Consider the following 12,561-nt stretch of genomic DNA (forward strand, 5'->3'; position numbering starts at 1 on the left):
TTGTTCCGAATGGAAGCCATGCCCTGCCGCACGTTCGTTGATGCAGCGCCCCGGCACCTGCATTGCGGACGGTCCGCGACGCAGGCGGACCGCTGATGGATCGCGAACAGATCGCATCCACGTTCGACCAGCAGTCCGCCACCTACGACCAGCAGTGGGCGAAGCTGTCCGCGTTGCGCGAATGCAAGCTGCTGCTGGTGGGCGCGATCTTCGCCGGACTGCCGGCCAGTGCGCGCGTGCTGTGCGTGGGTGCCGGCACCGGCGCCGAGATACAGGTGCTGGCCGGGCGCTTCCCGGGCTGGACGTTCACCGCCGTCGAACCTTCGGCGGGCATGCTGGACGCCTGCCGACAGCGCGCGACGGCACACGGCTTCTCGGATCGCTGCACGTTCCACCAGGGTTACCTCGACACCCTGCCCGCGGGCGAACCGTTCGACGCGGCAACCAGCTTCCTCGTATCGCAGTTCCTGCTCGATCGCGACGAACGCATCGGGTATTTCCGCGCCATCGCCGAACGGCTGCGCCCCGGCGCGCTGCTGGCGAGTTCGGACCTGGCGTCGGAGCTGTCGTCGCCATCGCAGCAAAGCCTGCTGGAAGCGTGGTTCCGCACGATGGCCGCCGCCGACCTCACGCCCGAAGCCCTGCAGCGCATGCGCGAGGCCTACCGGCGCGACGTGGGCGTGCTGCCGTCGGCCGAGGTCGCGTCGATCATCCAGTCGGGCGGCTTCGATGCGCCCGTGCAGTTTTTCCAGGCGGGGTTGATCCATGGGTGGTATGCGGCGCGTGTCTGATCCGGCTTCAAAGAATCTGCCCTCACTCGCGACAGCACTCTCCAGACCCGTAGGGCGCCGCACATGGGTAGGGAGGTGCGCTTGCGAGCCATTGGCTCGCGCACCGACGAACGCTCGCGCCGCTGGCGCGGGCCGGCCTTTGGCTGCGAAGCAGACAAAGTGCCGCGTTTTCCGACCGAGCCGCGCCAGATGCTCACTTCCGCCGCGAGGCGGATGAACGCGTCGCCACGCGCGAAAAGATCAACTGGCCGAAAGAACTGTTCTGTGGCGAGTCGGAAATCCCGACGCACTCCCCGCACAATCGTCAGCTCTGTCGGGGAAAGGGCCTTCTCTTCAATGACCTTCCTTACTGGCGCCATCCATGGCGCTCGCCCCTCCGGGGCCGGCTTCGCCGTTCGCAGGCGCGCTCCTGCGCCTGCAGTGGGCCAGCAAGAGAAAGTTACCCGCCCGCTTGCGGGCGGAATGCGCTCGATCCCGACTGGGTCAGAAGAAACCAAAGGCTGTGGGGCCCGGCATTCGACGGGATGACGGCATCCGGAATTTCAACGCAGATCAACTCGTGCGAGGCGAATGCCTCACGCCACCATCGTGATGCCCACGATCACCATGAACACCGCGAAGATCCGCCGGAGCGTCGGTCCGCTGACCGCATGCGCGATGCGGGTGCCGTAGGGCGCGGCAAGCACCGACGCCACCGCCACGCCCAGCGCCGCCGGTATGTACACGTAACCCACCGCATGCGAAGGCAGTGCACCCTCGGGGGCATTGAAGGCATAACCCGCCGCCGCGGCGATGGCGATGAACACGCCGCAGGCCGACGACGTGCCCACCGCGCGCACCGGCTGCACGCCGCGCCACACGAGGTACGGCACGGTCATGCTGCCGCCACCGATGCCCACCACCGCCGACACCGCGCCAATGCCGCCGCCCACGGTGCTGACCGGCCAGCCGGTCGGGACCGGATCGTCGCCCACGCCGGCACGCACGCGGCCAAACGCCATCTGCGCGGCCACCAGCCAGCAATAGATCGCCACCACCCACTTGAGGATGTCGCCGTCGAGCCACATCGCGAACAGGCTGCCCAGCCATGCGCCCAGCAGCACCCCGGGCACCATCCACTTCACCGTGGGCCACAGCACGCTGCCGCGCACGTGGTGCGAGCGCGCCGACGACGCGCCGGTCAGGATGATGCTGGCCATCGACGTGGCCAGTGCGGCGTGCATCGCGGCATCGGGCGACACGCCGTGCCGTGGCAGGATCCACAGCAGCGCGGCCACCAGCACCAGTCCGCCGCCGATGCCCAGCAGGCCGGCGAGCAGGCCGGCAAGGATGCCGAGCAGGGGGAACAGCCAGAAGCCTTCGATCATGCGAAGCGTCCTTGCACTGCAATGTGCGTGAAGCTTGCGCGGGAATGCTTTCCGGCCAAGGGGCGACGTCCATGGGTGCCCGCCGTCGCGGGCATGACGGCTTCCACACCGGCACCGAACGGGCCGCAGTCTGAATCAGGATTCATGGGGGCTTGGGTATAGTCCGGCGATGCACAAACACATCCCGTCCATGTTACTCGCTGCCACGCTGTGCCTGCCCGGCATGGCGTTGGCGCAGGCCGATGCGCACGCGCAGTTCCGCGTCGCGATGGAGGCCGCCGAGCGCGGCCAGCCCACGCAGTTGCAGGGCCATCCCGCGCAGGCATGGGTGGAGTTCGTGGCGCTTCGTCGCAACATCGATGCGCTGCCGGCATCGCAGGCGCAGGCGTTCCTCACGCGGCACGATGGCAAGCCGGTGGCCGATGTGTTCCGCGAGTCGTGGTTGCGTGCGCTGCAGAAGCGGCAGGACTGGGCGGGCATCCGCGCGGCGTGGTCGCCGTCGATCCGTTCGGTCGCGCTGCGCTGCCTGGAGCTGGAAGCGCGCCAGCGCACCGGCGCCACCGATGCGCAATGGACGCGCGACGTGCAGGCCATCTGGCGCAGCAGCGGCAACTCGCTGCCGAACGACTGCGATGCGCCGTTCGCGGCCCTGGCCGAACGCGGCGGGCTGACGCCCGAACTGCGCTGGGAGCGCCTGGAGCTGGCGGCAGCGGAATGGCAACCGGCGGTCATGCGTGCCGCCGCGCGCGGCCTGCCGTCCGACCAGCAGGCGTTGGCCAACGACTACGCCGCCTTCATGGATGCGCCGCACGAGCGCGCGCTGTCGTGGCCGAAGACCGCGCGCAGTCGCCTGGTGGCATCGCACGGGCTGGCGAAGTTCGCCAAGGACAATCCGCTGGACGGCGAGGCGCGCCTGCCGCGCTTCGCCGATGCACTCGGCTTCAACGAGGAAGAGCGAGGTCGCGTGCTGCACCAGGCGGCGCTGTGGACGGTGGCGTCGTACCTGCCGGATTCGGCGCGGCTGCTCAACCGCGTGCCGGACGTGTCCTACGACGAACGCCTGCACGAGTGGCGTGCGCGCGAGGCGATCGCACGCTCCGACTGGCGCGCGGCGCTGGCGGCGATCCGCAGGATGGGCGCGACGCAGCGCAACTCCTCGCGCTGGACCTGGTTCGAGGCGCGCATGCTGGAACTGACCGGCGACAAGGCCGCCGCGCAGCCCTTGTTCGAACGCGCGGCCCGGCAGCCGGACTTCCACGGCTTCCTCGCGGCCGATCGCCTCGGCCAGCCCTACGCGCTGTGCCCGTGGATGCCGGACTGGAACGCCACGCAGAAGGCCACCGTGGCGAACGACCCGGCGATCCAGCGCGCGATGGCGCTGTACAGCGCGGACCGCCCCGGCTGGGCGCAGCGCGAATGGGACGAAGCGCTGTCGCGCTTCGACGACGCGCAGCGCCGCATCGCCGTCGAGGTGGCGCAGGACCACCAGTGGTTCGACCGCGCGGTGTTCAACCTGCGCGGCCCCGACGAGCTGCGGCTGTACACACTGCGCTTCCCGATCCACCACGCCGACATCATCCAGCGCGAGGCGAAGAAGAACGGCATCGACCCGGCCTGGGTGGCCGCGGAGATCCGCGCCGAAAGCACGTTCAATCCCCGCGCGCGTTCGCCCGCCGACGCGCGCGGCCTGATGCAGGTGATGCCCAACACGGGTGCCGCGGTCGCGCGCCGCCTCGGCCTGCCCTGGGGCGGGCCGAACAGCCTGTACGACCCCGAGACCAGCATCATCCTCGGCACCGCCTACCTGCGCGAGAAGGAAGACATGTACGGCCATCCGTACATCGCCATCGCCGCGTACAACGCCGGCCCCACGCCCACCTCGCGCTGGCTGTCGCAGCGCCCGGCGATGGACCCGGACCTGTGGATCGAGACCATCAGCTACCGCGAGACCCGCGAATACGTGGCGCGCATCCTCGCCTTCAGCGTGCTGTACGACTGGCGGATGTTCGGCGAGGCGGTGCCGGTGACCGACCGCATGCGCGGCATCGAGGGTTCATCGCGCAAGCGATTTGTGTGTCCAGCGGCTTAGGGCAACGCTGATCGAGGCGTCACCCGCGCGGGGAGAGTGCCATGGCGCCTGTGGACAAGCGCCGTCATCCCCGCGTCGGCGCACCGTTGTCCGGGGTGCCTTTGTGACGGTGCAAGATGCCGCGATGGATCCAGGACAAATTGCGAAACCCGGCAGTCCGGGATTCGATTTTCGGCACGGCAGCGACATCGCCATTGGAGCCGTCCCACGTCGCCGGCCCTCATCCGCCCTACGGGCACCTCGCGCCGCGCCGCGGCCCTGCGCAGCGCGCAGGGCGTTCGGGGGCGCGAGCCAATGGCGCGCAAGCAGCCCCCTTCACCCCGGAGGGAGAAGTGAAGAAAGGCCCCTCTCCCTCCGGGGCGACTGCGCAAGGTTTGCGCGCCATTGGCGCGCGTGCGCAGGAGCGCCCGTGCCGCTGGCACGGGCCGGGGCGCGGAGCGGGGGATGGGGTGAGGGGCGGCGAAGCGGAGATGGCGCGGATCGAGGCGTCAGACCCGCGCCATTGGATTTGTTCCGGACAGCAGTGCGAAGGCGGGGATCCGAAGACGTTGCGTTTCGATACCTTGACGTCCGTGGGTCCCCGCCTTCGCGGGGATGACGGTCGAACACGCGTTGCCCGGAGCTTCCCTGGACACAACCGTCCTGAGCCGCTGCCCTACTCCTGACGCCCCTCGTCGACATCCCACTTGATGCCGTGCGCGGCGGCGCGTTCTTCCCAGCGCTTGCGGGCCAGGCGCTGCATGTCGCTGACGCGGTCGCGCTCGTCGACGATCTCGTCGCCCAGCAGGGTTTCCACCACGTCTTCCAGCGTCACCAGGCCGACGGTGTCGCCATACTCGCCGACCACCAGCGCGATGTGCTGGCGCTTCTGCAGCAGGAACTCCAGCAAGCCGGTCAGCGGCATGCTGTCGGCGACGGTGAGGATGGGACGCGCCAGCCCGGCGATGGAGCGGCCACCCTCACCGCGCGCGTCGGCCTGCCGCAGTTCGTCGCGCAGCACGAAGCCGGCCACGTCGTCGATGTCCTGCGAGTACACGGGGATGCGGCTGAACGGCGCGGCCTTGCGGTTGTTCAGCGCGTCCACCACGGTGGTGTCGCCGGACAGCGCGGAGATCACCGGGCGCGGCGTCATCACGTCCCAGGTGCGCAGCGTGCTCATGCCGAACAGGTTGCGCAGGATGCGCGACTCGCGCGGGTCGATGCCGCCGCTGGCCTCGCCCATGCCCGCCATCGCCAAAAACTCCTCGCGATTGAAGGCCTCGGCGGTGTGGCCGCGCGACAGCAGGCGCGTCAGCTGTTCCGACACCCAGATCAGCGGGTACAGCGCCACGATCATGGTCCGCACGAACAGCGCGGTGGGGGCCGCCAGCCGTCGCCAGTGCAGCGCGCCGATGGTCTTGGGCACGATCTCCGACAGGAACAGGATCAGCAGCGTGGCCACCGCCGAGAACACGCCCATCCACGCGCTGCCGAACACCACCGTCGCCTTCGCCCCCGCGCCCACCGCGCCCGCGGTGTGGGCGATGGTATTGAGCGTGAGGATGGCCGCCAGCGACTGGTCGATGTTGTCCAGGCGCAGGCGCTGCAAGCGTTCACCCAGGCGCGGACGCGTCTGCTTCAGGCCGGCGATGTACGACGGCGTCATGCTCAGCAGCGCCGATTCGGCGATCGAACACAGGAACGACAGCACGATCGCCGCGCCCAGGTAGACCACCATCAGCACCGCGTCGGTGGACGTCCCCGACGGTGCCACGGTGTCGGCGGAGGCGGGGCTGGCCGCGGCCAGGGCCGCTGCGCATGGCAGGGCCGCCAACGCCAGCAGGACGGCTGCGCGACGACCGGTTACGCGCGGACTTCGGGGTTCCATGGCGCGCAGTATAGGCGTCCCGCGCCGGGCACCCGAGACAGCACGGCCACGCGCGCCGCCGCGCCCCGGCAGCGCGCACTCGACGCCCGACACGCCTGTGTCGCGCCAACGGCGGTTGCCACAATGCGGCATGTGCGCGGGTTTCGGCTGCGTCCATGGGGCGCGCATCAGGCATCATCCCCGCATGGACACCTATCTCGTCGGCGGCGCGGTGCGCGACCGGTTGCTGGGCCTGCCGCCCGGCGACCGCGACTGGGTGGTGGTGGGCGAAACGCCGGAAGCGATGCTGGCCGCCGGCTTCCGCCCGGTGGGCCGCGATTTCCCGGTATTCCTGCATCCGGTGACGGGCGAGGAACACGCACTGGCGCGCACCGAACGCAAGTCCGGCCGCGGCTATCGCGGCTTCGTGGTGCATGCCGACCCGTCGGTCACGCTGGAACAGGACCTCGAACGCCGCGACTTCACCCTCAACGCGATTGCGCAGGATGCCGACGGCCACCTGGTCGATCCGTTCGGCGGCGCGCGCGACATCGAGGCGCGGGTGTTGCGCCACGTGGGCCCGGCCTTCGTCGAGGACCCGCTCCGCGTGCTGCGTGCCGCGCGGTTCATGGCGCGCTTCGCATCGCTGGGGTTCACGGTGGCACCGGAGACGATGGCGCTGATGCGCGAGATGGCGCGCAGCGGCGAACTGGACACGCTGGTGCCCGAGCGCGTGTGGCAGGAACTGGGCAAGGCGCTGGCCACCGCCCGGCCTTCCGCCTTCCTGCGCACGCTGCGCGACGCGGGCGCGCTGCAGGCGGTGCTGCCGGAAGTGGATGCGCTGTACGGCGTGCCTCAGCGTGCCGAGTACCACCCGGAAGTCGATACCGGCCTCCACCAGGAACTGGTGAGCGACATGGCCGCGCGGCTGGCGCCCGGCGACACCGTGGTCGGCTTCGCCGCACTCACCCACGACCTGGGCAAGGCGCTGACGCCGAAGGATGCACTACCAAAGCACGTCGGCCACGAGCACGCCGGGCTGACCCCGCTGAAGGCCCTGTGCGAACGCCTGAAGGTGCCACTGGAACACCGCGACCTGGCCCTCATCGCCTGCCGCGAACACCTCAACGTGCACCGCTTCGACGCACTGCGCGACAGCACCGTGCACGACCTGCTGCTGCGCTGCGACGCCTTCCGCAAGCCCGAGCGCATCGACCGGCTGGCGACCGTGTGCGAAGCCGACAAGCGCGGCCGCCTCGGTAGCGAGGAGGCCGCCTACCCCCAGAGCGACGCCCTGCGCCGTGCGCATGCCGCGGCGCTGGCGGTCAATGCGCGCGACATCGCCACTAAAGGGTTGAGTGGGACGCAGGTGGGTGAGGCATTGCGGAAGGCGCGGATTGCGGCCATCGGCCAAGCACGACACTGACCAAGTGTTACTCAATCCGGACCAGGAAAGGAGACAAGGATGACCCGCCTCAAACACGCCCTGATCGCACTGCTGCTATCGATTCCACTCGCACATGCCGAGCCTGTCGCCACGCCGGGAACATTCCTGTTCGACGACGGCCACGCGTCCGACTTCCACGAGATCATCGTTGGCGATCCCGATACCATCGACACCATCGTGTTCACCTACGGCGGCTCCGGCTGCACGGACCTCGGTGTCGATTGGCTGTCGACATTGGCACGCGGAATGGCCATCGACGCCCGCTACGTTTCACTCAACAAGCGGCACGTCCGCTTGGGCGAGGACGGCAAGGGCAGCAGCGAGCATTGCACGCGCGACTTCAATGCACACAACCTGCCCCATCGCTGGTGGGCGGATTACATGGCCTTCATCACCAGGCAGCTGGGCGACCAGCCTGCCCGATGGAAAAACGTCGTGCTCGTCGGTGGCTCCGAAGGCGGCGAAGTCGCCGCGCGCGTTGCCCGGTCACGCACCGACGTGACCCACCTGCTGGTCATCGGCAGGGGCGGCTGGGGCATGCGCGACATCCTGGGATCGATCATCGGGCCGGATGCGGTGGAGGACGCATGGCGAGCGATTGCCAACGATCCGGACAGCCTCGACACGATGTGGATGGGACATCCGCACCGATACTGGGCCGAAACATTCGACCGTGACCCGTTGCGGGATTTCCTGGCTCTGGACATCCCGGTGTTGATCGGCTTCGGCGAACGCGACCTCAGCAACCCCGTCGCTTCCGCGCAGGACGTCCTGCGCGCAGCGCACGCCGCGGGAAAGCGCAACATCGGCCTCGTGGTCTATCCCGCCGCAGACCACAGCCTGCATACCGAGACTGGCTCTCACCTGCTGGAGTTTCTTGGCGGTGCCGGCCGCGGAATCGCTACCGGCGAGTTGGACTAGCGCCTTCTGCCGGTCCTGCTAGTCGCGGGGACAGTTCGCGGACACCTCCTTCTGAAACCTGGATCAGGTTCGACCTCTCGTTGAAATCCGCGAGTAAATTCTCGACAGAAAGTCGACTCTGACCTCAGTTTTCCTAAGCGAACCAGCTATTTCCCGAATGAAATTTCGGCCTGATGCGCGATAATCCGGCCCGGCGCTTATGACGCTAGCAGGGGGGCGCGATGATCAAATCTATAGCCATTGAGAACGTTCGAGGCCTCAGGACTTGTACGTTTTCACTCGACATAATTCCTAACAAACCGTCTCTGCTTGTCGCGCCAAATGGGTTCGGCAAAAGCTCGCTTGCCGCTGCGTTTGCCGCGCTCAAAACCAAACGGATGGAGCTCCCGAAGGAGCAGTACCACCTTGGAGATGAATCGCTCGACCCAAAACTCACTCTCACGATCAGGCAGGACGGGGGAATTTCCACCCTCGTTGCAGACGGCAACAACAATGCAATCGCCGAAGCCTTTGAGGTTCATGTGGTCACCAGTCGGCTTCGGGCGAAGGCCACTAAGCGCAATATGGGCAATTTCACGACCGCAACGGCATCGCTGGAGATCAGCGATTTGGTGCTGGTCCAGACCATTCCCCCAAAGGCGCAGCATGCCTATGACGTGACGGAGATGCGCGCTCGTTTTGGGTCAGCCGGCAAGTCCTTTCGGAATCTCGACAAGACTCTCGGGAACTCGGCTCTCGCCGATGGCCTGGTCGATCTCTACGGCTTGATGGACAAAGCGGCGGGTGTCCGCGTCCAACGTGAAATCGAAGAAATAACTGCATTGCTTCGGGCGCAAGCCGGAACCGGCAACGACATACGCGCATGGGCTGACGGCGACCTCGCGCTACGCCTCGAAGCAATCAACGCCATCAAGGCGCTGGCGGATCTCCTAGCCTTGTTTTCCGAGCCCGGGCAGACCCGCATCGATGCTTTGCTGTCGGGCCTGCAGGTAGTGCTGACTTACCTTGGGGACAAGAAAGCGTTCAAGGACGCGTGCAAGTATCTTTCCTACATTAACGAAAAGGAGAGCTTTGAGGACATCATCAAGGCGTTCGGTGCTACATGGAAGAAGGTCAAGCCTGTTGAGCGCAAGGGAAGTCTCGTTGTCTCGTTTCCGCCGGCCTTGCACATATCAAATGGTCAGCGCGACTCTCTGTGCTTTGCAGCGGAGTTGAGGAAAATTGAGCGATCTATCTCGACGCGCGACGTAATTCTCGTCATTGATGAAGTGTTTGATTACCTAGATGACGCGAATCTCGTGGCTGTCCAGTACTACATCACCAGACTCATCAAGAAGGTCCGTGAAAAACAAAGGAGCATGTACCCTTTAATTCTTACGCACCTGAATCCTTACTATTTTAGAAACTTCACATTCTCTAACCAGAAGATCTATTTTCTAAAGAAGTCCAAGCCGGCCATAAATAAGTACTTTCGCGCCCTTATCGCAAGACGGGAAGATCCATCCATTAAAAACGAAGTCGGCCGGCACTATCTGCACTATGATCCATCACCGGTCAACGTTAAGGCGCAGTTTCAAGCCCTCGGGCTGAGGGAATCTTGGGGGGATTCGGTCGCATTCCACGCGCACACAGAAGCCGAGTGGACTAAGTACGTTGAAGAATCGGATAACTATGATCCCTTCGCAGTATGCTGTTTCGTGCGCGTCCGAATTGAGAAGATTGTCCATGACTCAATCCATGGCCAAGCTCAAAAATCTGCCTTTCTCGATACGTTGAAGACGAAGAACAAGTTGGATTTTGCCGTTGAAAATGGTGTCGACGTTGATGACACCATCTACCTGCTTGGCCTCATCTACAATGAGGGCATGCATGTTCACGACAATGTAGATGACAGTAGCCCCATCGTTTCCAAGTTGGAGAATCGGACCATCCGCCATATGCTCATCGAAAGCATAGGGGCATAACCGGCTTCTACAGGTTACAGCAGCGAGGCCTGTTAGTAGGCGTTAGCCACCATCAAACTTTGACGTGCCACCCGCGCCGATCCATCCAGCGCACGACGATCCACCACAGCGCGACATACGCCACCGCAATCGCCAGCGATGGCAGGTACGGTCCGAACAGCGGCGTCATCCATCCGACGAACGCGCCCTGGTAGATCGCGCCCCAGGCGCCCGTCGCCAGCAGCACGTAGACCAGTGCGGCGGCACCGGCATATGCGGTGATGGCGTTCACGCCGAAGCTGCGGCCGATGGCGGGCCAGCCGCGCCTGTCGACCAGCACGTGCATGGCGGCCAGCGCCAGCAGCGCGAAACCCGCCGTCCACAGCACGTAGGACGACGTCCACAGCGGCTTGTTGAGCGGCATCCACAGCGACCACAAGCCGCCGAGCAGCAGCCACGCCAGTGCGGCGACGACCATCGCGCGCAGGTTGCCGGCGCGCAGCCAGGCACCGGCGCGCACGCCCAGCAGCGTGGTGGCGATGGCGGGCAAGGTACTGAGCAGGCCTTCGGGCTCCTGCCCCAGTCCGGTGACCGGATCGAAGCGGTACTGCAACGGCCCCAGCACGGCGGTGTCGAAGCGGTCGGCAAGGTTCACGCCGGGCGCGTAGCTGCCGCCGGCCGCCAGCAGCGCCCAGTAGCCGAGCAGCAGGATGCACACCAGCAGCCACTGCACGCGCGGCTTGACGTGCAGCGCCAGCGTGGCCGCCACCAGGAAGCACAGGCCGATCCGCTGCAGCACGCCCATCACCCGGAACACCGGGCGGTCGAGCAGCCACATGGCCAGCGCGTGCAGCAGCAGGCCGATGGCGATGATCTTCAGCGCGCGCACCACGATGCCGCGCTGCAGTCGTGCCACGTCGCCGCCCGCCTCCGCGCGCGGCACGATGCCCAGCGCGATCGACACGCCCACCACGAACAGGAAGAACGGGAAGATCAGGTCGGTCGGCGTGCAGCCGTGCCAGTCCGCATGCAGCAGCGGTGCGTACACGTGGCCCCAGTCGCCGGGGTTGTTGACCAGCAGCATCGCCGCAACGGTGATGCCGCGCAGCGCATCGACGGAGGCGTGGCGGGCCGGCGTCATGGCGTGGCGGCGGGATAGTGTTCACGGGCGCGGGCCGATTCCTGCGCGGCTTCGTCCGTCCGCCCCAGGCGCGCGAGCAGTTCGGCACGCCGCGCGTGCGCATCGCCGGCCAGCGGCGAATCGGGGAACGCGCGCGCCGATTCGGTGAACAACGCCAGTGCGCGCACGGGGTCACTGTCCGCCAGTGCCAGCGCTTCGGCGTGCGCCGATTGCCAGCGACGTGCGGCGGCGCCCATGCGTTCGGCTTCCTGCAGGCCGCGGAAGGGCGGGATCGGCGGCGCGATCGAACCTTTGGGCAGTACCGGCGGCAGCGGTTGCGCGAACACCGCTTCCAGCGCGGCGAAGTAGGCCTCGGCTTCACGACGGTTGTGCGCGACGGTCTTCAGCCGCTGCTCCTCGTCGGGATGGGTGAAGAACGAGGCTTCGGCCAGCACGCCGGGAATGCCGTAGCCCTCGCGCAGCACGGCGGCGCCCGCGCCGGCGAAGACGGTGTGGTCGGACACCACGCTGGCCGGCGCGTCCGGCACGGGAAACCCGGCGTCGCGAAACGCCGACACGATGGCCTGGCCCAGCGCCACGCCGGCGCGGTTCTCGCTGGCGTTGCCGTGGAAGTACACGATGGGGAAGTTGACCTGCGGGTCGGCCGTCGCGTTGTGGTGGATGGACAGGAACAGTTCGGCGCCGGCCTCGCGCGCGATGCGTGCGCGGTCCGCCAGCGGCACGAACACGTCCGCGTCGCGCGTCATCACCACGGTCGCGCCCGCCTGTTCCAGCAAGGCTTGCAACTGTTGCGCAACGCGCAGGTTGATCCATTCCTCGCGCTCGCCGGTCGGGCCCTGGCGATAGTGGTCGGTGTCCGCGGTGCCGCCATGGCCGGGGTCGAGGCAGATCGTGCGCCCGACCAGTGGCGATGGCGCTGGTTGGGGCGATGGCGCGACGCCGTGGCTGCACGCCGCCAGCAGCACCGATGCGAGCACCACGGCGACGCCACGTGCAACCACGGCACGCAGGCGCAT

9 protein-coding genes are annotated in these 12,561 nt (G+C 66.9%); 5 read left to right on the forward strand and 4 right to left on the reverse strand.

Annotated features, from left to right (window positions below; all coding sequences use genetic code 11):
- The first annotated feature begins 95 nt into the window (after nt 1-95).
- Nucleotides 96-791: a class I SAM-dependent methyltransferase gene (locus E2F46_RS12665; protein WP_133322609.1), complete on the forward strand. Its 696-nt coding sequence runs from the start codon at nt 96-98 to the stop codon at nt 789-791.
- 575 nt (nt 792-1,366) lie between these two features.
- Here the strand turns inward: E2F46_RS12665 and E2F46_RS12670 are convergent.
- The gene (locus tag E2F46_RS12670; RefSeq protein WP_133322611.1) at nt 1,367-2,158 is read right to left on the reverse strand and encodes a sulfite exporter TauE/SafE family protein; all 792 of its coding nucleotides are present in this window, start codon (nt 2,156-2,158) and stop codon (nt 1,367-1,369) included.
- Between the two features lie 190 nt (nt 2,159-2,348).
- On the opposite strand from E2F46_RS12670, the gene E2F46_RS12675 reads away from it, so the two are divergent.
- A complete protein-coding gene (locus E2F46_RS12675; RefSeq protein ID WP_341777563.1) occupies nt 2,349-4,247 on the forward strand; it encodes a lytic transglycosylase domain-containing protein in 1,899 nt (632 codons plus the stop codon).
- A gap of 655 nt (nt 4,248-4,902) precedes the next feature.
- Here E2F46_RS12675 and E2F46_RS12685 read toward each other — a convergent pair.
- Entirely contained in the window at nt 4,903-6,114 is a 1,212-nt protein-coding gene (locus E2F46_RS12685; protein WP_133322617.1) for a CNNM domain-containing protein, read from the reverse strand.
- Between the two features lie 184 nt (nt 6,115-6,298).
- Here E2F46_RS12685 and E2F46_RS12690 point away from each other — a divergent pair, with 184 nt between their 5' ends.
- The 3 genes from E2F46_RS12690 (at nt 6,299) to E2F46_RS12700 (ending at nt 10,425) form a co-directional block, all read left to right on the forward strand.
- Entirely contained in the window at nt 6,299-7,519 is a 1,221-nt protein-coding gene (locus E2F46_RS12690; protein ID WP_133322619.1) for a multifunctional CCA addition/repair protein, read from the forward strand.
- A 39-nt stretch (nt 7,520-7,558) separates the two neighbouring features.
- Nucleotides 7,559-8,461 carry an alpha/beta hydrolase family protein gene (locus E2F46_RS12695; RefSeq protein WP_133322621.1) on the forward strand — a complete coding sequence of 301 codons (903 nt, stop codon included), beginning with the start codon at nt 7,559-7,561 and terminating at the stop codon, nt 8,459-8,461.
- Nucleotides 8,462-8,682: 221 nt separating this feature from the next.
- A complete protein-coding gene (locus E2F46_RS12700; RefSeq protein ID WP_133322623.1) occupies nt 8,683-10,425 on the forward strand; it encodes a hypothetical protein in 1,743 nt (580 codons plus the stop codon).
- Nucleotides 10,426-10,477: 52 nt separating this feature from the next.
- Here E2F46_RS12700 and E2F46_RS12705 read toward each other — a convergent pair whose 3' ends face one another.
- Both E2F46_RS12705 and E2F46_RS12710 read right to left on the reverse strand, forming a co-directional pair.
- Nucleotides 10,478-11,545 carry an acyltransferase family protein gene (locus E2F46_RS12705; protein WP_133322626.1) on the reverse strand — a complete coding sequence of 356 codons (1,068 nt, stop codon included), beginning with the start codon at nt 11,543-11,545 and terminating at the stop codon, nt 10,478-10,480.
- Nucleotides 11,542-12,561, reverse strand: coding sequence for an N-acetylmuramoyl-L-alanine amidase (locus tag E2F46_RS12710; protein ID WP_133322701.1), 1,020 nt, complete (start codon nt 12,559-12,561; stop codon nt 11,542-11,544). Before E2F46_RS12710 ends, E2F46_RS12705 begins: the two co-directional genes overlap by 4 nt.

Origin of the sequence: Luteimonas aestuarii (assembly GCF_004357985.1) — a bacterium.
Lineage (GTDB): Bacteria > Pseudomonadota > Gammaproteobacteria > Xanthomonadales > Xanthomonadaceae > Luteimonas > Luteimonas aestuarii.

Coding starts and splice junctions, on each gene's coding strand:
- E2F46_RS12665 (WP_133322609.1), top strand. CDS start 96: ATGGATCGCGAACAGATCGCATCCACGTTCGACCAGCAGTCCGCCACC.
- E2F46_RS12670 (WP_133322611.1), bottom strand. CDS start 2,158: ATGATCGAAGGCTTCTGGCTGTTCCCCCTGCTCGGCATCCTTGCCGGC.
- E2F46_RS12675 (WP_341777563.1), top strand. CDS start 2,349: ATGTTACTCGCTGCCACGCTGTGCCTGCCCGGCATGGCGTTGGCGCAG.
- E2F46_RS12685 (WP_133322617.1), bottom strand. CDS start 6,114: ATGGAACCCCGAAGTCCGCGCGTAACCGGTCGTCGCGCAGCCGTCCTG.
- E2F46_RS12690 (WP_133322619.1), top strand. CDS start 6,299: ATGGACACCTATCTCGTCGGCGGCGCGGTGCGCGACCGGTTGCTGGGC.
- E2F46_RS12695 (WP_133322621.1), top strand. CDS start 7,559: ATGACCCGCCTCAAACACGCCCTGATCGCACTGCTGCTATCGATTCCA.
- E2F46_RS12700 (WP_133322623.1), top strand. CDS start 8,683: ATGATCAAATCTATAGCCATTGAGAACGTTCGAGGCCTCAGGACTTGT.
- E2F46_RS12705 (WP_133322626.1), bottom strand. CDS start 11,545: ATGACGCCGGCCCGCCACGCCTCCGTCGATGCGCTGCGCGGCATCACC.
- E2F46_RS12710 (WP_133322701.1), bottom strand. CDS start 12,561: ATGCGCCTGCGTGCCGTGGTTGCACGTGGCGTCGCCGTGGTGCTCGCA.